General features: G+C 59.8%; 21 protein-coding genes. 5 read left to right on the top strand and 16 right to left on the bottom strand.

From position 1 onward, the window contains the following. Nucleotides 1–5: 5 nt before the first annotated feature. Genes ASC97_RS10860 through ASC97_RS10850 form a run of 3 tightly spaced genes read right to left on the bottom strand, consistent with a single transcriptional unit; the run spans nucleotide 6 to nucleotide 2,361 of the window. Nucleotides 6–911, bottom strand: coding sequence for a carbohydrate ABC transporter permease (locus ASC97_RS10860; protein WP_057468370.1), 906 nt, complete (start codon nucleotides 909–911; stop codon nucleotides 6–8). After that, nucleotides 908–1,129: a hypothetical protein gene (locus tag ASC97_RS10855; protein WP_057468369.1), complete on the bottom strand. Its 222-nt coding sequence runs from the start codon at nucleotides 1,127–1,129 to the stop codon at nucleotides 908–910. The genes ASC97_RS10860 and ASC97_RS10855 overlap by 4 nt, the downstream gene beginning before the upstream one ends. Then, the gene (locus ASC97_RS10850; RefSeq protein WP_057468368.1) at nucleotides 1,126–2,361 is read right to left on the bottom strand and encodes an ABC transporter substrate-binding protein; all 1,236 of its coding nucleotides are present in this window, start codon (nucleotides 2,359–2,361) and stop codon (nucleotides 1,126–1,128) included. Before ASC97_RS10850 ends, ASC97_RS10855 begins: the two co-directional genes overlap by 4 nt. A 454-nt stretch (nucleotides 2,362–2,815) precedes the next feature. Here ASC97_RS10850 and ASC97_RS10845 point away from each other — a divergent pair, with 454 nt between their 5' ends. Further along, entirely contained in the window at nucleotides 2,816–3,856 is a 1,041-nt protein-coding gene (locus ASC97_RS10845; protein WP_057468367.1) for a LacI family transcriptional regulator, read from the top strand. 107 nt (nucleotides 3,857–3,963) lie between these two features. Here the strand turns inward: ASC97_RS10845 and ASC97_RS10840 are convergent, their stop codons facing one another. Then, nucleotides 3,964–4,488, bottom strand: coding sequence for a DinB family protein (locus tag ASC97_RS10840; protein WP_057468366.1), 525 nt, complete (start codon nucleotides 4,486–4,488; stop codon nucleotides 3,964–3,966). A 102-nt stretch (nucleotides 4,489–4,590) separates the two neighbouring features. Here ASC97_RS10840 and ASC97_RS10835 point away from each other — a divergent pair, with 102 nt between their 5' ends. Further along, the gene (locus tag ASC97_RS10835) at nucleotides 4,591–5,196 is read left to right on the top strand and encodes a TetR/AcrR family transcriptional regulator (RefSeq protein ID WP_057468365.1); all 606 of its coding nucleotides are present in this window, start codon (nucleotides 4,591–4,593) and stop codon (nucleotides 5,194–5,196) included. 139 nt (nucleotides 5,197–5,335) lie between these two features. Further along, complete coding sequence (locus ASC97_RS10830) at nucleotides 5,336–5,896, top strand: cysteine hydrolase family protein (RefSeq protein WP_057468364.1); 561 nt, start codon at nucleotides 5,336–5,338, stop codon at nucleotides 5,894–5,896. Nucleotides 5,897–5,992: 96 nt separating this feature from the next. On the opposite strand, the gene gndA is transcribed toward ASC97_RS10830, so the two are convergent. Then, nucleotides 5,993–7,444 (bottom strand): NADP-dependent phosphogluconate dehydrogenase, encoded by a 1,452-nt coding sequence (gene gndA, locus ASC97_RS10825; RefSeq protein WP_200959458.1) that lies wholly within the window; start codon nucleotides 7,442–7,444, stop codon nucleotides 5,993–5,995. Between the two features lie 172 nt (nucleotides 7,445–7,616). Between gndA and ASC97_RS10820 the strand changes: the two genes are divergently transcribed. Further along, nucleotides 7,617–8,015: a polyketide cyclase gene (locus ASC97_RS10820; RefSeq protein WP_057468362.1), complete on the top strand. Its 399-nt coding sequence runs from the start codon at nucleotides 7,617–7,619 to the stop codon at nucleotides 8,013–8,015. Nucleotides 8,016–8,022: 7 nt separating this feature from the next. After that, nucleotides 8,023–8,376: a VOC family protein gene (locus ASC97_RS10815; protein ID WP_057468361.1), complete on the top strand. Its 354-nt coding sequence runs from the start codon at nucleotides 8,023–8,025 to the stop codon at nucleotides 8,374–8,376. On the opposite strand, the gene ASC97_RS10810 is transcribed toward ASC97_RS10815, so the two are convergent. The 11 genes from ASC97_RS10810 to cobA form a co-directional block, all read right to left on the bottom strand. Next, complete coding sequence (locus ASC97_RS10810; RefSeq protein ID WP_057469314.1) at nucleotides 8,377–9,096, bottom strand: PAS domain-containing protein; 720 nt, start codon at nucleotides 9,094–9,096, stop codon at nucleotides 8,377–8,379. Nucleotides 9,097–9,281: 185 nt separating this feature from the next. Next, nucleotides 9,282–10,214 carry a lipid A biosynthesis lauroyl acyltransferase gene (locus ASC97_RS10805; RefSeq protein ID WP_057468360.1) on the bottom strand — a complete coding sequence of 311 codons (933 nt, stop codon included), beginning with the start codon at nucleotides 10,212–10,214 and terminating at the stop codon, nucleotides 9,282–9,284. Nucleotides 10,215–10,218: 4 nt separating this feature from the next. Further along, nucleotides 10,219–11,247, bottom strand: coding sequence for a zinc-binding dehydrogenase (locus ASC97_RS10800; RefSeq protein ID WP_057469313.1), 1,029 nt, complete (start codon nucleotides 11,245–11,247; stop codon nucleotides 10,219–10,221). 131 nt (nucleotides 11,248–11,378) lie between these two features. After that, nucleotides 11,379–12,665, bottom strand: a complete 1,287-nt coding sequence (locus ASC97_RS10795; RefSeq protein WP_057468359.1) for a beta-ketoacyl-ACP synthase — start codon at nucleotides 12,663–12,665, stop codon at nucleotides 11,379–11,381. A 12-nt stretch (nucleotides 12,666–12,677) separates the two neighbouring features. Continuing rightward, nucleotides 12,678–13,874: a beta-ketoacyl-ACP synthase gene (locus ASC97_RS10790; protein ID WP_057468358.1), complete on the bottom strand. Its 1,197-nt coding sequence runs from the start codon at nucleotides 13,872–13,874 to the stop codon at nucleotides 12,678–12,680. After that, entirely contained in the window at nucleotides 13,871–14,353 is a 483-nt protein-coding gene (locus ASC97_RS10785) for a 3-hydroxyacyl-ACP dehydratase FabZ family protein (protein ID WP_057468357.1), read from the bottom strand. The genes ASC97_RS10790 and ASC97_RS10785 overlap by 4 nt, the downstream gene beginning before the upstream one ends. Nucleotides 14,354–14,466: 113 nt before the next feature. Next, nucleotides 14,467–14,745 (bottom strand): acyl carrier protein, encoded by a 279-nt coding sequence (locus tag ASC97_RS10780; protein WP_037061102.1) that lies wholly within the window; start codon nucleotides 14,743–14,745, stop codon nucleotides 14,467–14,469. A gap of 200 nt (nucleotides 14,746–14,945) precedes the next feature. Continuing rightward, nucleotides 14,946–15,926, bottom strand: a complete 981-nt coding sequence (gene cbiB / locus ASC97_RS10775) for an adenosylcobinamide-phosphate synthase CbiB (protein ID WP_057468356.1) — start codon at nucleotides 15,924–15,926, stop codon at nucleotides 14,946–14,948. Beyond that, on the bottom strand, nucleotides 15,923–16,924 hold the full coding sequence (gene cobD, locus ASC97_RS10770) for a threonine-phosphate decarboxylase CobD (RefSeq protein ID WP_057468355.1): 1,002 nt from the start codon (nucleotides 16,922–16,924) through the stop codon (nucleotides 15,923–15,925). Before cobD ends, cbiB begins: the two co-directional genes overlap by 4 nt. Beyond that, nucleotides 16,921–18,228 (bottom strand): cobyrinate a,c-diamide synthase, encoded by a 1,308-nt coding sequence (locus ASC97_RS10765; RefSeq protein WP_057468354.1) that lies wholly within the window; start codon nucleotides 18,226–18,228, stop codon nucleotides 16,921–16,923. The genes cobD and ASC97_RS10765 overlap by 4 nt, the downstream gene beginning before the upstream one ends. Further along, nucleotides 18,225–19,067, bottom strand: coding sequence for a uroporphyrinogen-III C-methyltransferase (gene cobA / locus ASC97_RS10760; protein ID WP_057468353.1), 843 nt, complete (start codon nucleotides 19,065–19,067; stop codon nucleotides 18,225–18,227). Before cobA ends, ASC97_RS10765 begins: the two co-directional genes overlap by 4 nt. Between the last annotated feature and the right edge of the window lie 179 nt (nucleotides 19,068–19,246).

Raw genomic sequence — 19,246 nt, 5'->3', positions numbered from 1 at the left:
TGGCATCAGGCACGCTTACGCCCTCCCCCGAATTCCAGATATGCCCAGGGCACGATGATGATGGCGACCGTCACAAGCATCATGGTCGAGGCAGCAAAGCCCTGACCGAGATTCTGCGCCTGGAACATGTAGTCGTAGACGTACTTGGCGGGAACTTCCGACGAAATGCCGGGGCCGCCGCTCGTCTGCGCCACAACGAGGTCGTAGACCTTGACGATGCCGCTGGCGATGATGACGAGCGTAGTGATGAACACCGGACGCATCATTGGAATGACGATGAAAAGATAGGTTTTCCACATCGGGATACCGTCGACGCGCGACGCCTTCCAGATATCCTCGTCGATGCCGCGCAGACCGGCGAGCATCAGGCACATCACAAGGCCCGTCCCCTGCCAAAGTGCTGCGATCAGCACACCGTAGATGACGATTTCAGGCGTATAGAGCGGATCGAAGGTGAAGCTCGTCCAGCCGAGCGACCGCACCACGGACTGAATGCCGAATTCCGGATTGAGCACCCACTGCCAGACGAGGCCGGTGACGATGAAGGACAGCGCGAAGGGGTATAGGAAAATCGTTCGGAACGCATTCTCGAAACGAATCTTCTGATCCATCAGGGCAGCCAGAACGAAACCGATCACCAGGCTGAAGATCAGGGAAAGGATGCCGTAAAGGGCAAGATTCTCGATGGAGATGATCCACCGCGGCGCCGCCCAGAGGCGCTTGTATTGGTCGAAGCCAACGAAGCTCAGCCTTGGCAGCAGCTTCGAGTTGGTGAAGGAATAGAATACCGTCCACAACGTGCCGCCGAGGAAAATAACGACGGCAGTAAGAATCATCGGGATGGATGCAATTTTAGAGTTCAGATTGCGTAGCAACTGATTTGGCCGGCCTGCTCTCGCTTGACCCGTCATCGTGTCTCCTCCTGAAACGCAAATGCTTCTGTGATCGCGAGCAGCGGACCGAAATCGGACGCCGCTCTTGTCTTTCCACCTTCGGGCCGCAGGTCGTGCAGGTCACGACGAAGCCACCGGAAGAGCGCTGTCACAAGCCGGATCGCAAGCAGGAGTTCCGGAAGATCCGGCTCCCGCAACGGGAGCCGGATCGCAACAGCAAGGATCGGGACGATCAATCGGCAGACGCGATGATCTCGGCGAAGCGCTTCTGTGCCGCCTCAGGCGTCATGGAAGGATTCGCGAAGAACTCGGAGAAGAGGTCTTCCTTCTGCTTTTGGCTGTCCGCGGACAACAGCTGGTCGGTGCCCGCCACCACGTTGCCGGCCTTGAGGATTTCGAGACCCTTCTTCATGCAGTCGTTGGCCGCAGCAAGATCGACGTCACCACGAACGGGCAGCGAGCCCTTCTTGAGGTTAAAGGCAACCTGCGTCTTCGGATCGAGAAGTGTCTTTGCAAGAACTTCCTGCGCCTTGGACTTTTCTGCGTCCTTGAGCAGCGGGAAATAGAAAGCGTCGCCGCCCGTCGAGATCACTTCGTTGACACCAAGGCCCGGAAGGCAGGTGTAATCCGTGCCGGCCTTCTGGCCAGCCAGAGCGAATTCGCCCTGCGCCCAGTCGCCCATGATCTGGCCGCCGGCCTTGCCGGTGATGACCAAGTTCGTTGCCTGGTTCCAATCCTGAACGTTCGAGCCCTTGGCCATCTTGCGCGCATCGTCGGCAGCCTTGAAGACCCTGGCAATGTCAGGACCTGCAGCAGCTTCAGCATCCTTGTCGCCGAATACCTTCTGGAACACGTCCTTGCCGGCGATGGCGACCATCAGCACGTCGAACGCGCCGGCAGCCTGCCACGGCTGACCGCCAACGGCGAGCGGCACGATGCCGGCCTTTTCGAGCGCCGGTGCTGCAGCGACGAATTCGTCCCAGTTCTTCGGCACCGCGACGCCGGCCGTCTTGAAGGCTGCGTTCGAAAGCCACAGCCACTGCCAGGAGTGAATGTTGACCGGAGCGCAATAGATCTTGCCGTCGATCGTGCAGGAATCAAGCAGGCTGGCCGGACGAATAATGTCCTTCCAGTGTTCCTGCGTCGCGACGTCGGTCAGATCGCGCATCAGGCCCGACTGAACCAGTTCCTCGGCCTGACGGCCATGGTTGAACTGCGTTGCGCCCATCGGATCGCCGCCGGTGATGCGGCTGACCATGATGGGACGCGCGGTGCCGCCGGAACCGGCAATGGCGCCGTCGACCCAGTGGTTGCCGGTGGCGTCGAACGCCTTGGCCAGTTCAGCCACGGCGGCAGCTTCGCCGCCGGACGTCCACCAATGGGTCACTTCGAGATCGGTCGCATTTGCCGCACCGAGCGGCAACACGACGGATGCGGCAAGCGCAGCCGCAATCAAACGGAAATTCATGAGTTTTCCTCCCTCACTGAAACGTTGCCGGAAAAACTTAGTTCAATCGATATTTTCGCGCAACAGGCCTCTCTGAAAATTTTGTTTTCCCGCGCCATTTGCTACCAATGCCTGTCATGAAGCTGAATTTTAAAGCGAAGAGACACAAAATAAGGCGATTGCGTGTGCATGCGCCAATAAACACGAACCAATTGATAATTATACATTTTACCGAATCGTACTGAAACCTGCTCACCTTCGCCTGTTCGCAAACGCAAAAAATGCGGGCACAAAAACACGATTCAATCAGCACGAGTAGAAGTGACATAACTGTCAGAAAAAGCGCTCGACATTTCTACTGTATCGTTACAGATTTTGGATCTTACGGGAGGAGCGGGTTTTGCGGCCTTTGTGCTTACAGCGCTTCCAAAAGCATCTATAAGCGAACCAAAATCGCACAGGACGGCCCAGAAGGATGGAAAACAAAGGAAATTTGGGGGGAGCGGTGGCTGAGGCGACACGTGAACGTCCAACACTGAAGACGATCGCCTTCATGACCGGCCTTGGAGTGACGACCGTGTCCCGCGCCCTCAAGGATGCGCCTGATATCGGCGCGGAGACCAAAGAGCGCGTCCGCATGGTTGCCCGACAACTCGGCTACCAGCCGAACAGGGCCGGCGTTCGCCTGAGAACGGGCAAGACGAACGTCATCGCCCTCGTGCTGAGCATCGACGAAGAGATCATGGGCTTCAGCAGCCAGATGGTGTTCGGCATCTCCGAAGTGTTGAGCGGCACCCCTTATCACATCGTCGTTACACCGCATTCGCACAGCAAGGATCCGATGCTGCCGGTGCGCTACATTCTCGATACGGGCTCGGCGGACGGCGTCATAATCTCGCGCATCGAACCGGACGACGCCCGAGTAAGGCTGCTGACCGAGCGCAACATGCCCTTTGCCACGCACGGACGAACGGATGCCGGACAGGTTCATCCGTTTCATGACTTCGACAACGAGGCCTTTGCATATCAGGCGGTGGAAAAACTGGTTGCCAAAGGGCGCAAGCGCATCGCCCTCCTCCAGCCGCCAAGCAAGCTGACATACTACACCCACACGCGGATAGGCTTTCAGACCGGTCTGCACGACTTCGGCGCCGAGGAAGTGCCACTACGCGTGACGATCGATACCCCTCTCGAAGAAATCCGCAACGCGGTCGAAGCCACGATGCGGTCTCCAAACGCGCCGGATGGAATCGTGTGTTCCGCCGGAAGCGCCGCGATTGCTGTCAACGCCGGCATTGAAGCAGCCGGCCGGCGGCTCGGCCATGATGTGGATATGGTCTCGAAGGAATCGACGCCGATCCTCAACTGGATCCGCCCCGAGATCATCACCGTCTACGAAGACGTCCGCCATGCAGGCCGCGAGATGGCCAAGGCGGTTATCGCCCGGATCGACGGCGTCGAACCGGAACTGCTCCAGAGCATCAGCCAGCCGGTATGGAGGCAGCGGGACAGATAGTTCACCGGATCGGCGACTGCAACCGAAAGTCTCCCTACATTTCAAGTTCGTGTGTTGCTGATCTTCAGAGTTTGACAACTCCGGCCCTGGGGAGACAGGCGTCAGCCTCAAACCAAAACTGGCTGTTCCGTGCCCTGTAGCCGTCGCGCCGGCTCGACCTGGTGGAGATAGACCGCAAGCGTGTCCCACGGCGGCGTGGTAGAAAGCTGAGAGAGAATTCGCCCCACCTCGCCACGGTGATAACCTCCATGCAACGCAACATGTGTCAGCATCTCTTCTCTTGTCATATATCCCCTGTCGCCATCGGTGAACATGAATGGCACGGCCTCGGAGAGGGCACCAGGCGCGATGTTTCGAACATAGTCCACAAACCACTCATCTGACACCTTTACTGCCGCATGCAACTCGCCCAACGCAGGAGTTTCAGCCGTGTTGTCGGAAGTGTACTGATGCTGTGTTCCGCTGAGATGAGCGGCAAATATCCGGGCAACGACATACGAGTGGTTGATCAACCGCAATGCGGCGTGCATTTCGGCAGCGTACCTTGCCTGATCGAGAGTTTCCAATTTCTCGAACAAGTCATCGTTGGCCCATCGATGATAGCCGTACAGGGTAACCAGGAAGATGCTCATTTCAGAAAGTCCTCTTCATCTTTTCTCAGAATGTGAGTAATGTCTTCATGTTCCTTGAGGGAGGTTCGATTGTCTACTCGCATTGCAAGACGGCAGCCGGTGATGCGGAAAGAGCCGCAGCAAGCCCGCGCCCGCGCGACAGTTGAAACGATGATCGAGGCGGGCGCTCGCATTTTGAGCGAGGAAGGGTGGGCCGGGTTCACAACCAACAGGGTTGCGGAAGTCGGCGGGATAAGTATCGGATCGCTCTACCAGTATTTTCCGGACAAGCTCTCGTTGATCGAAGCTGTTCGCCGTCGCCACCTCGATGACTGTCTTGCGGTGATGCGGAAATCAGGAACAGATGGACTGTCGCCGGCGCAATTCGTCGCAAACTTGGTTCGAGACATGGTCGCCGCGCATAGCACCCACCCCGGGCTCCATAGAGTGCTGCTCGATGAGGCTCCCAGCTTTGACTGCCACCGCAATCCCAACAACGCATTCGAGGTTGAGTACCTCGGTTACTACGCAGAGGCTGTCGCGACCTATCGGAACCGCAAGCCGAACGCCGGCGACCGCGCCGCCGCTTTGATCATTTCCGATGCCCTTGACGGGGCTATCCACAACGCCGCCCGCCGCGGCACATTGAAGGATCCGCTAATGCAGAGCGAGCTTGTCCGCCTGATAAGTCTGTACCTCGCGGACGGCGGCGAAACAGCTCAGGCGTAGGCGGCGGCGTGTTTTCTTCGCTGTCGCAAGTCAATGTTTTGCGACAGTCGGCTTGTGTAAACCCTTGACGTAAAACCGCTCCGCGTACCAAAAGGCCGTTCCCCGAATGGTAAAAACCATCCGATTGCAAAGGAAGCTCATGACAAAAGCCCTGCTCATCATCGACGCTCAGAATGCGATCCTTTCCGGAAAGGGAACGCCGCAACGTCAGCCGCACATCGACACGGCGCTGAACGAGACCGTCGCGCGTCTTAGTGCGCTTAAGGAACGGGCGCGGCAACAGGCCGTGCCTGTCGTCCTTGTGCAACATGATGGCAACGCCGATCATCGCCTGGCAATCGGCACCAAGGGCTGGGAAATTCGATCGGAGCTCACGCCGGCCGCGGGAGAGGTGGTCGTCCACAAGAGGAGCTCGGATTCGTTCTTCGAAACAGACCTTGCGGATCGGCTCCAGGAAAGGTCGGTCACCCACCTGGTCGTCGGCGGATGCATGACGCAATTCTGCATCGATACGACGGTCCGGCGGGCCGTTTCGCTGGGCTATGACGTCACGCTTGTGGCCGACGGACACATGACCGCTGATTCCGAGACGTTGACGTTTGCCCAGATCGTCGCTCATCACAACGAAACACTGGACGACTTCGACGCCGGCGCCGCCAAGATCCTCGTGCGTCCGGGTGCCGACATCCAGTTGTGTTAGGCACTGTCAAGCGCCATCATCATGCCGAAGGGCGCCGGCGGCCGCTGGAAAGACAGCCGGGCCAATGGCCCGGCTGATTTCGTTTGGGCAGAGACCTTAGAAGGTCGATGCACCGCTGCCCCAGGGGCCATGATGGAAGTCCTTGCCGTCGAGGCGGTCGAAGCCATGGGCGCCGAAGAAATCGCGCTGCGCCTGGATCAGGTTGGCAGTGCCCCGGCCCTGGCGATAGGCGTCGAAATAGGTCAGCGCCGAGGTCAGTGCCGGAACCGGCAGGCCGGCCTGAAGGGCGGCGGCAACGACACGGCGAAGCGCCGGAAGCGACTCCTTGACCATCTCGGAAAAGGCAGGGGTCACGATCAGGTTGGCCACATCGGGTGCCTTCGTGAAAGCGGACGTGATCTCATCGAGGAACTGCGAGCGGATAATGCAGCCGTCACGCCAGATCTTGGCGATCGTGGGCATCGGCAGCGACCAGTTGAACTCGCGCGACGCCTCGGCCATGACCGCGAAGCCCTGCGCATAGGCGCCGATCTTGGCGGCAAAGAGTGCCAGCTCCAGATCCTTGTTGAGTTCGGGGCCATCGGCGATCGGGAAGTCGTATTTCGGCGTGCCGAAGATCTTCTCGGCGGCCTCACGCTCGGTCTTCATCGAGGAGATGCTGCGGGCGGCGACGGCCGCTTCGATCGCAGTTGCCGGAATGCCCATGTTCTGCGCTTCGATCGCCGACCACTTGCCGGTGCCCTTCTGGCCCGCCTTGTCGAGGATCATGTCCACCATCGAACCACCGGAGACCGGGTCGGTCGCAGCCAGCACCTTCTCGGAGATCTCGATCAGGTAGGAATTCAGGCGTCCCTTGTTCCATTCTCCGAAGATGCCGCTGATTTCCTTGGAGGTCTTGCCGAGGCCATCGCGCAGGATGCCGTAGATTTCGGCGATCATCTGCATATCGGCATATTCGATGCCGTTGTGAATAGTCTTGACGAAATGACCGGCACCGTCGTTGCCGAGCCAGGCGACGCACGGATCGCCCTTGTACTTGGCTGCAATCGAGGTCAGCACCTTCTCGACACGCTTCCAGGAATCCTCGGTACCGCCGACCATGATCGAAGGACCATGGCGCGCACCTTCCTCGCCGCCGGATACGCCCATGCCGATGAAGGTCAGGTCCGTATTCTTCAGACGATCGAACCGCGCGATCGTGTCGCGGAAGTTCGCATTGCCGGCATCGATCATGATGTCGCCCTTCGAGAGGTGCGGGCGCAGCAGTTCCATCTGCTGATCCACGGCCTCACCCGCCTTGATCATGATGATGATCGGACGCGGTGGGCGGATCGCCTCGACGAATTCCTCGATGGTCTTGCAGGGAATGATCTGTTTTTTGAGGTCGCCGGCGCTTTCGTAGAATTCATCCGTTTTCTCAGGCGTACGGTTGAACACCGCAATCTTGTTGCCCTTTTCCGCGATGTTGAGCGCCAGGTTGGAACCCATGACGGCAAGGCCGATCAGCCCGATTTCTGCCTTTTCCACGATAAACCTCCGGTGAGTCATTTTGGATCGGTGTTGTGGCATTCAATTGTCAAAACGGCAAGTTCGATTCGGGCTTGAACGGACTCGTATTGCGCCCTCAACGAATCGAACCATATTGCGTCATACGCGGACCGTTTCCTTCAGGACCTTGCCCGTCGCATTGCCATCCCTCGCAACGAAAAGGAGGAATATCGTGTCCACAATGCCCGCAAGGATCATCCACCGCTCGATCGACAGGAACTGGCGCGACGTCTACGCCTTTGCGGAAGCACCAAAAAATATGCCGCTCTGGGCATCGGGCTTGGCATCCGGGCTCGAGCGCAGCGGCAACGACTGGATCGCCGAAGGCGTCCTCGGCACTGTAAAGGTCAGCTTCGTTCCGCACAACGAATTCGGCGTCATCGATCATACGGTGACGATCGAAAGCGGGCTGCGCGTCTATAACGCCCTGCGCGTCGTGCCAAACCAGGATGGCTGCGAGGTCATGTTTACGCTGCTGCGGATGCCTGGGACGACCGACGAACAGTTCGAGGCGGATGCCGCGCATGTCGCCCGCGACCTTGATGCATTGAAAACGCTGATGGAGGCATAGGAAACGCATGACAACGACCAAAGACGACCTCAGAATCGACTACGTCGAATTCAACGTGACGGATATCGACGCCGCCAAAGCATTCTACGGCAGCGCCTTCGGGTGGCGCTTCACCGATTACGGTCCGAACTACTGCGAATTCGACGATGGCAGGCTGAAAGGAGGCTTTACGAACCTGGAGGCACCTCGCCCCGGCGGACCGCTTGTCATCCTCTATGCGCACGATCTCGAAGCCGCTCACGGCGCGGTTGAAAGAGCCGGCGGCAAGATCATCCGGCCGATCGCCGGTTTTCCCGGCGGCCGTCGATTTCATTTCAGCGATCCCGATGGCTACGAGCTCGCGGTCTGGACGAAAGCCTGATCAGGCAGCGAGCGTTCCGGACATGGTCCCCACATCCTCGAGGATAATCAGTGCGCCGATGATGCCTCCCGACGAATCGCGCAGCGGCGACATGCGGCAGCGGATCGGCTGGGCCAGACCGCTTTCATATTGTGGATAGGTATGGTCGGAGTGTTCGCCCGAAAAGCAGGCATCCAGGCTAGCTTTGACAGCATCGCAGAACAGACCCTCGCTGATGAATTCCGAGACATGGCGCCCGATCATCTCCATGGGCTTCCTGCCGAGATGCGTGGAGTTTGCCACGTTCGAATAGAGGTACCGGTAGTCCCTCGTAAGCACCGCGACACGATCCGGAAGGGCCTCCAAGATCGCCGCATTGAGGAAATTTCCATTATCCGTGTTCGGAACATAAGCAGCCGGAACCGAGACCGGGTCATCATCCATCGGCGGCATCTGCCAGCGAGGCGAGGATGAATCGAAATACTGCTGCATCAGATGCGACAACAGCTTAACATGCTCCCGCACGGCTTCGCTGTCCTCGGAATACTGATCGATCAGGCAGCCGACAAACTGGAGCTGCATATGCGCATAGAGCAGGTTCGCTGGTCTGTAGCCAAGTATCGCTTCGACAAGCAAATCGACTGAACCATCAAGACTGCTGACGCGTGCATCGTCACCATTCCTTATCGCCTCTTCTATCTGCGCGCAGCGCAGTGAGAACGCTTGAAAAAGATCCAGCACGACACCTCCGAATGCCGATTCCGTAAGTGAATGCTGTCTATGACGGCTGAATCTGGCAAGCCAGCCGAACCAGTCGAAACCGCGCAATCACTCGCAATGATGGAAATCGGTAACATGACACATCTTCACTTTCAATGAAGAAGGTTCATTGTTTTTCAATGAGGAGATGTGAGAGTAATCCCTCGTTAGAAAACCTGGCGTTTTATTTCCCAGCGGTCGTGGTACCAAAGCCATTGCTCCGGATATTCCCGAACCCAGCTCTCGACTTTATCGTTTAGCAACTGAGCGGTCGCCGTCATGTCGAGATTGCCGTTGGCATCGCGCGGGATTTCGAGCCTGGACTCGATTTCGAGACGATATCGGTTGCCGGGAAGACGGATGCAGCGGGCGGGATAGACGTCGCAGTTGAACTGGCGGACCAGCTTTCCAAGGAGCGGGTTCGTCTTGACCGGACGGTTGAAGAAAGAGGTCTTCAACCCCTTGCCGAACTTTTGGTCGACCAGAACACCCACGCCGTGACCGGCTTCCAGCTGCCGCGCGAGCGCGAAGGAAGAACCGGCATGCGATGGCACGAGCTTGCCCATGCGCGCGCTTCGGAAGTCGAAGACCTTTTGCGCCACATAGGGGTTGTTCGGTGGACGGAAGAGCACGCTGACATAGAGACCGAACGCAGCTCCTGCCACCGGCAGCAATTCGAAATTGCCCGTATGACCGGTGAAGACGATGAACGGCCGCGGGTTGGTCAGGAGGTCCATGAAGATCGGAATGCCCGAAACCTCCACCCTGCCCGGCTCGCTCCGCATCGGATCGAAATCGAACAACCGATCGAGGAAAACGTATTCTGCGGCGAGACGGCCCATGTTGGCCCAGCTTCCAAGCGCGATGTGGTTGATCTCCGCATCGCTCTTGTCAGGAAAGGCGTTGCGCAGATTGGCAATCATCAGCCGATGGCGCTTCATGCGTGGACCGATCCTGCGCATCAGCCAGTCGATGAAGTTGATCGCACCATCTGCCGGAAACAGCTTCAGGAAGTTCAGGAATCCGAACATCACCTGCGCGATCAGCCACTGGCGGAGATGAACCAGCTTGAGGACGATACGGGTGATGAAGAGCTTCAATGGCTCAATCCATCTTCAAGATGATCTTGCCGAAGATCAGGCGCGACTCCATGCGTTCCAGAGCCTTGTCGATATCATCGAAGCTTACTTCGGTATCGATAACCGGATGAACCAGCCCGCGGCCCATCTTCTGCATGGCATCAGCCATGTTTTCCATACGGCACCCGAACGAACCGAACAGCTTCAGTTGCTGCTGGAACAGCATCATCAAGTTCATCTCGGTCGACACGCCCGATGTCGAACCGCAGGTGACCAGGCGGCCACCACGCTTCAGGCAGAACATCGATGCCGCCCAGGTATCCTTGCCCACATGTTCAAAGACGACGTCGACGCCCTTTTTCTTCGTCAGCTTGCGCACAACACCTTCGAAACGGTCGGTGCGATAGTTGATGACGTGATCGGCGCCAAGCGCCTTGGCCTTCTCGATCTTGTCGTCCGAGCCCACTGTGGTGATGACGGTGCAGCCGATCTTCTTGGCAAGCTGAATCGCCGCCGAGCCGATTCCCGAACCGCCGGCATGAATGAGGATCGTCTCGCCGGACTCCAGCTTGGCGTTGTCGAACAGCATGTGTTCGACCGTGCCGAATGTCACAGGCGCCAGTGCGGCACCGATAGCGTCGACACCGGGAGGAGCCGGAACCAGCAGGCGGGCAGGAAGGTTGACCTTCTCCTGCGCGAAGCCGTCGAGATGGAAGCCGTGAACGCCGGAGACGTGTTCGCAGAGATTGTCGCGGCCCTCGCGACACGGACGGCACAGGCCGCAGGTGCGCGCGCCGTAGATCGAGACCAGCTGGCCGGGCAACACATTGGCAACGCCCGGACCGATCGCTTCGACGACGCCGGACGCTTCCGCGCCAATTACCAGCGGCATCTTGCGCTTGGCGAAAGCCATGCCGCGCCAGCCCCAGACATCGATGTGATTGAGAGCGACGGCCTTGACCCGCAGCGTCACTTCGCCCGCGGCCGGAGCATCGGGTTCAGGCAGGTCGGTGATCTCAAGCTTGCGGTCATCGATCAGTTGCAAGGCGCGCATGGCAAAGTCCTTCACGGGCACCCTCGCCCTAGGGCCAGTGTGCAGTTTATGGATAACGCTGCGTCCTATCGCACCAGTCAGGAGACGGGAGCAGCAATGTTGGTCTTATCTCAAACGTTTGTCGGAACCGATTAAGCCGGTTCCAGCGCCATGACAAGGCTGGCGTTCTGCCCGCCGAAACCGAAAGAGTTGGAAAGCACGGCATTCACCTGGCCTTCGCGCTTCTTGTTCGGAACGACGTCGAGAACGATCGAGGGATCGGGATTGTTGTAGTTGATCGTCGGCGGGAGCGTACCCGTCAACATCGTCTGCAGCGAGAACACCGCCTCGACCGCGCCGGCCGCCGTCAATGTATGGCCGATCATCGACTTGTTGGACGACAGCGGAATGGACGCCAGCCGCTCGCCGAACACCGACAGCATGGAGCCGTATTCCATCTTGTCGTTCTCAGGCGTCGAGGTGCCATGGGCATTGATATATCCGATGCCGCTTTCGTCCATGCCGGCGTCTGCCAGCGCCGCGCGGATCGTCGCGATCGCCGGGGCCCCGTCAGGCGACGAACGGGTGCGGTGGAAGGAATCGGCCTTGTCACCGGCACCCTTCATGATCCCCAGAACCTTGGCGCCGCGGGCAATTGCCGCTTCAAGCGACTCCAGAACCAGTGTCGCAGCGCCTTCGGCGATGACGAAACCGTCCCGATCCTTGCTGAAGGGCTTTGATGCCCGAGTCGCGGGATCGTTTTGTGTGGAAAGCGCTGAAAGCAGCGAGAAGCGGATCAGCGCTTCCGCACTGACGGATCCGTCCGTAGCGACAGCAAGCGCACGCGTAGTGCGGCCCTGACGGATCGCCTCGATACCGAGCTGGATCGCGGTCGCTCCGGACGCGCAGGCAGTGGACAACGTCACCGGCAGGCCGCGTGTGCCGAAACGGTCCGCGAGCCGCTCCGAAATCGAGCCGAACAGCGCCGCCTCATGGAATGCCGCATCGGGCCGCTGACGCATGGCCGCCAGGAAGCGGTCATACGCATCGCCCGGGTGATCGGCTGGCGGCGAGCGGTCGGCAAGTTCGAAACGTGCACTCCACTCAGGCTCTATCGGCGGTGCTGCGAGAAACAGGGGACCGTTGAAATCGCCTGAAATATCCGCATCGGCGAGCGCTTCGATCGTCGTTTCGCGAGCGAAGGCGAAGGAACGCTCGACGGCGTTGGCGACCGGAATGTCGATGAAGTCGACCGTCCCGGCGATGCGCGTCGAAAGACCGTCCGTGGGGAAACGATTAATCTCGTGTATCCCGGACTTTCCGGCGGTCAGCGCTGCCCAGTTGTCTTTGAGACCCTGGCCAAGAGACGTCAATATGCCGACGCCGGTGACCGCGACGATTGGGCGGCCGAGATGATCCTTGTATGCCGAATCTGTCATGTGCCTACTCCCTCACGCTTCCGCGGACAAAACGGCGACGCCTTCGCCGCGCTGATGGCCCACTGTTGTGACGATGGCAGCAGACGTACCGGTGCTCATCGCCTTCTCATGCGTCGCGTCAAACGGCGGAACCTTCGCATTGTTGTCGACTGCCAGCGCCGCCAACGCCACGCCGAGCGCAAAATGCGATTCGAGCCCGTGGCCGGTGACGCCGCCGAAACCGCGGATCGCCGCCCCCGGGAACTGCCGCTCCAGAACCGCCTTCTCGCGCTGTGCAAGATCCTTCATCCCGGTCGATCCCGTAAAGATCGCCGTGCTTCCGGCTGGAAGATCGGCAGCCGGCGCAAGAAGCCGCTCGAGGCGCTTCTCCAGATTGCCGGCATTGCGGTTGCCGCGATCGCCTTCGACCGATGAAATCGTCGCATAGACATGCGCGCTACGCGCCTCGGCATGGGCGCGGGATTCCAACACGAGGAACACGCCGAGGGAACCGGTGATAATGCCGCCCTCGTCGCGCGACCAGAGTGGCAGCCATCCCCCGCGCGAATGCGCATTGATCGATTCGAACAGTAGAACCATGTCGAGTCGCTCGGCCGAGAAAGCCCCGCCGACGAGCGCATGCGAGGATTCCCCGGACTTGATTCGATAAAACGCCGTCTCGACAGCCGAGATGCCTGCCGCCTCTTCACCCATGAATGTGCGCGAGGAGCCGGTGACCTTGTGCACGATGGAGATATTGCCGGCAAGCAGATTGGAGAGCTGCGCGAGGAAAAGCGTCGGGCGAAGTTCGGTCGTGAGCTTCTCGTTCAGCAGGACCTCACGGTCATTGCGCTTCAGGCCCTCGTCGACGATCAGCGTGTCGACATTGATGTCGCGCTCCCCGCCGCCGGCAGCAACGATCATGTCCATGCTGCCACAAGCTTCCGCATCGTCCTTGAAGCCGGCGTCGTCGAGAGCAAGACCTGCCGCGAAAACGCCGATGCGCTGCCAGTTTTCCATCTGGCGCTGGTCGCCGCGCTTGGCGATCTGCTGCGACCAGTCGATTTCCGGAAGCGGATGAACCGGATACGGCTTGAACTTCTCGGTTTCCACGATCGTCTTCGGAGATCCGTCGGCCGTGAGCAGCGCAATATGCGGCTCCTTGCCGACCCCTTGACACGTCACAATGCCGATGCCGGTGATCACGACATCATTTTGAGCCTTGCTCATCCATTCACTCCCTGTGCGGCGATCGCATCCATAAGACCCACTTCACCTGCACGCTTCTTGACGATGTCTCCGAGCGGAACCTCGCTGAAAGGCACGGTGCGCAGCTTCAATTGCGCATCGCACACCTTCTTGCCGTTGCTCGTGATCTTTGCCTTTGTGACCGCAAATCCCGAACCCTCATGCTCCAGAAATGCCTCGATGTCGAGAACCGCTTCCGGTTCGACAAACGTCCGCATCTTGGCACCATCCACCGACATCAGGAACGGCATCGCGGCAAAGTTGGTCACAGCCAGCACGAGCATGCCTGAAGCCTGCGCCATGGTTTCGATGAGAAGCACACCCGGAACAAGGGGCATGTCGGGAAAATGACCTTCGAAAACAGGGCTCTTAGCGGGCACCACAGAGCGCGCCTTGAGCGTACCGTTCTGAAGATCGACCGCCTCGATGCGGTCAATCATCTGGAAGTATTCCAGGAGCATCGTATCCTCCGGCCGGAGGGGCAACATGCCCGTCGGCTAGGCCTACTTAATAACAAAACCGCCCGGCCGCCATGGTTAACGGCGACAGGGCGGCGAAAAAATGGCGGTATCGATCAGGCCTTGGCGGCGCGCAGCTCGTCGATCTTCGCGCAAAGGTTCTTCAGCACGAAATACTCTTCCGTGGAGACCTTGCCTTCGTTGACCTCCTGCGTCCACTTTTCGAGCGGGATCTTGATGCCGAATTCCTTATCGATTGCGAAGACGATATCGAGGAAGTCGAGGCTATCGATACCGAGGTCGTCGATCGTATGGCTTTCCGGCGTGATCGTGTCGCGATCGATCTCGCTCGTCTCTGCAATGATGTCGGCAACTTTATCGAATGTAGCGGTCACGCCTGTACCTCTTGAAATGACAATTTATCCCCCTCATAGGCAAATCCATTTCAAAAGCCAATGCCCTCACCTGCTGCAATGCGCAATTTGCAACTGCACTGTTGCTTAAACAGCATGGAGCTGTGGGTCGGGTTTGAACCACCGCTTGGCTGCGGCGAGACCGGCTATCGGCAAGCTTGGCCCGACGCCATGTCGATCTCCTACAGCAGAAAAACGAACAAGATCAGGACGATGCAGGTCAGCGTTGAGCAGCTGGCGTGAAAGACGGATACCGCATCGTCGATGTCAGCCGCAGTGGCTGTCTCACGCCCGGCCGCGTTGATCATCGGCTCCATGACGACGACGCCGGAATAGATGCGCGGACCTGCGAGCTGAACATTGAGGGCACCTGCCATGGCGGCTTCGGGCCGTCCGGAATTCGGCGAACGGTGCAGACCGCCATCCCGCATCGCGATCCGCAATGACTCGCGGCAAGCGGCACGTCCACGTCGCAGCCATGCGCCGACTGCGATCAGCACGATGGAAAGCCTTGCAGCAGGCCAGTTCGCAACGTCGTCAAGACGCGCCGAAGCCCATCCGAAATCAGCATAGCGCTCGGACTTGTGGCCGATCATTGAGTCTGCCGTGTTCAACATCTTATAGGCCAGGAGCCCCGGCAGACCCAAGACGACAAACCAGAGAGCCGGCGCAACCACGCCGTCGGAGAAATTCTCGGCCAGACTTTCGATAGCCGCGCGGCAGACCGCAGGTTCATCCAGCGTTTCCGGGTCGCGGCCGACGATCATCGCTACGGCAGCACGCCCACCGCGAACGCCGTCGGTCTTGAGCCCGGTTGCAACTGCCTCGACATGGCCTGAGAGGCTCTTCTGTGCCAGGAAAATAGTGACAGAGACAACCTCCAGCAGAATGCCGGCAAGACCGAACAGAGCAAAGAACCCATGCAACACAAGTCCCGCAAGGGCACTTGCTGCAAGCAGGCAGGCAATCGCCCAAACGCCGTTACGCCGCCGTTTCTGTTTCGTCAGGTCGCTGCGGTTGAACCACCGGTCCACACTCGAAATCGCCTTGCCGAATAGGACGACAGGATGCGGTAAGCGCGCCCAGAGGATGTCGGGGTCTCCGACAATCCTGTCGAGCAGAAGGGCCAGCACCAGCACGAGAAGATTAAGCTCGATCATCATCCGTCGTAACTCTGAAGCGCCGCGGCCAGCCGCTTGTCGCAGGCGGCATCGGCAGTGACCCCGAAACGGAGCCAGTGCGGGGCGTAGTCGAATTTGCGGACCAATATGCGGTGGCGGCACAAATGCGCATGCAGACCACCGGCCGAAAAATGATCTACGAGTGAAAACAGTGCCGTGCCGCCATGGATGCGAAGTCCGCAGCCTTCCAGCACCGTGCGCAATGCGGCGCTCCTCTCAGCAATTGCCTGGCGTATCGGCGCGGTGTCGGAACGCAGCAATGCCGAGGCGATCGAAAGGGCGGGACCCGACACTGCCCAAGGGCCTAACCAGTTTTCGAAGCGAGCGAGAATCGGGCCGGTCGCGACGACGAACCCCAACCGCAGTCCCGCGAGACCGAAGAATTTGCCGAAGGAGCGGAAAACGATGAGATTGGGCAGCCCCGCCACCAGCGACACCACGCTTGCTTCCGGCACGGTATCGCCAAATGCTTCATCGACGACCACCAGCCCCCCGCTGGCGGCCATGCGCTTGCAGAGCGCGACAAGCGTATCGGGCTCGTAGATGCGGCCATCCGGATTGTTGGGATTGACAATGACGATCAAGGCATGGGCGGCGTCGATCTGTTCTACGCTATCGAGCAGGTCGACGGCACAGCCCGCCGATTTAAACGCACGCTCGTACTCGCCGTAGGTCGGCCCGAGAACAGCGGCCCTCCCCGCCCCCACCAGCAATCGCGGCAGGAGCTGGATGGCCGACTGCGTACCCGGCACGGGCAAGGGCAGGATATCGCCGCTGCCATAATAATCACGGGCGGCCTGTCGCGCTTCATCGGTCAGATACCCGTCGGGAAGCCGCTGCCAGGCGCGCATCGAAATTTCGGGTAATGCCGCCGAGAAAGGACTGACTCCGGTCGACAGGTCCAGCCACTCCTCCGGCTTGCCCCCATGGAGCGCCGCAGCGGCAGTGATGCCCCCGCCGTGGACGATCGGCGCATTCATGCTGTTCCCCCGGCAAGGTCGATCAGATGCATATAGGAACCCGCAACCTGTCCGCGCTGGAGCCCGGCGCTGCCGAGGTCGTTATTGAGGGCATCGGTCACGCCAAACAGGCGGTCTGCATCGCCTTCGGAAACGACGGCTGAATAGTGAAACTCGTGTGCCGTCATGGGTTGCTCGAAGAACGAGCCGCTGAGCGGAGATACCCGTCGATAGCCAAGGTGGCGCTTTCGATCCTCATAGGTCGTCACCAGCGGCAGCAGACCGAGCATGGAATGGCGCTCGCCGCCGGCATCGACCAATCCCTCGCCCAGAACCATATACCCGCCGCACTCGCCATAGATCCGCACGCCGCCGTCGGCGGCTTGACGCATCCCGGCCCTAAAGGTCTGCGCTGCCGCGATCTCCCCGGCATGCAGCTCGGGATATCCGCCCGGAAGATAAACGGCATCGGCCGTTCTCGCCGGCGCTTCGTCGGCAAGCGGCGAGAAGAACGAGATATCGGCCCCACGACGACGCCAGCCCAGCAGCATATGCTCATAGGAAAAGGCGAAAGCGATGTCGCGTGCAACGGCAATGTGGCTGCCAAGCGGCGGCAGGCGGGCGATGTTTGCGGTCGACGGCTTGTTCAGCCCCTGCCGTGCAACGCGCAGCAGGAACTCGAAATTGCATTCCTCAGACACCGCCTCGGCAGCATGCTCGATGAAATTCTCAAGGGCCTGATGTTCCCCCGCCTGCACGAGACCGAGATGGCGTTCAGGCAGGGCGATCTGATTGTCGCGGCGCACGACGGCGATAACCGGCATCCGGACCGCGTCCAGCGCTTGACGAAGCATCATTTCATGCCGCTCGCCGCCGACCTTGTTGAGAATGACCCCGGCGATGCGGACATCTGCCCGAAACCCGGCAAATCCGGCAACGAGCGCCGCAACCGATTGCGACATATGCGACGCATCGACCACGAGGACGACGGAGAGGCCCAGCATTGCCGCCAGATCGGCCGCCGTTCCCTTCCCGTCCGCCGCACCATCGAACAGTCCCATCATCGCCTCGATGACGAGCAGCCGGTCGCCTGAGCGATGCAGCGTCGCGTTTGCCGCAATCAGTTCCGGCCGCATTGCCCATGGATCGAAGTTGAGGCAGGCAACGCCACTCGCGGCGGCGTGAAAAGCGGGATCGATATAGTCCGGGCCCGCTTTGCCCGGTGCAATCTCCACGCCTCTCTTGCGCAGGGCCCTGAGGAGCCCGAGAGTTACCGTCGTCTTGCCCGATCCGGAGGACGGAGCCGCAATCAACAGACCACTCATGCCGTCTCCTTGCTGCTGGAATGCCTGAATGGATCGGGACGCAGCCGCCGTCCTGCGAGTGCCCCCAGCCAATCGAGAGACTGTCTCAGCCGAACCACTTCACCCACCACCACGATGGCGGGCGGCTCGAGGCCGGATGAAAGAACGGCGGCCGGTGCCTCGCCGAGCGTCGTTTCCAAAACCCGCTGACCGCTGGTCGTGGCGTTGCAGACGAATGCCACAGGTTCCGAACGGGACCGCCCCGCCGCAATCAGGTTCGCGCTGATCTCGGCGATATGTTTCATCGCCATGTACATGACGATGACAGGCGAACCCTTACCGATCGCGTCCCAGTTTATGGCATCCGGCACGAGACCGGAAGAGTTATGGCCGGTCAGAAACGTCACCGCGTGATTGATATCGCGATGGGTAACCGGAATGCCGGCATAGGCGAGCCCGCCGATCCCGGCACTGATACCCGGTACGATGCGAAACGGAATATTGTATTCGACCAGTGTCAGCGCTTCCTCGCCGCCGCGCCCGAAAACGAACGGATCGCCCCCCTTGAGCCGCAGCACCCGCTTGCCGGCCTGCGCCAGTTCGACGAGGCGAAGCGAAATGTCGCGCTGCCTGGCCGAAGGCTTGCCGCCGCGCTTGCCCGCATATTCCAGCAGCGCATCGGGCCGCGCCAGTTTGAGGCAGTCTGCATCCACCAGCGCGTCGTGAATGACGACGTCGGCGTCCATCAACCCCCTGACGGCAAGCAGCGTCAGCAAGCCGGGCTCGCCCGGGCCTGCGCCCACAAGCCAGACGCTACCGGGTTCCAGAGCCGGAAGATGTGAAAACGCAGCATCGATCATGAGGATGATCTATGCCCCGGGGGTGACAAGGTCAACGCCAGTTGGAGCGATGAATCCGATCTGTCGAAATCGCATTGAAGGAGCATTTCGACAACCGGATTCAGGAGGCGAAGATCGCAGCGCAAGAGACTGAAGGGATTCAATCATTTCCATTGCGCCGAAATCCGGATGAACGGTGT

Source organism: Rhizobium sp. Root1203 (assembly GCF_001424945.1).
Classification (GTDB): Bacteria; Pseudomonadota; Alphaproteobacteria; order Rhizobiales; family Rhizobiaceae; genus Rhizobium.
Note: the sequence above shows the minus strand (reverse complement) of the source record. Positions and strands in the feature narration are given on the sequence as shown.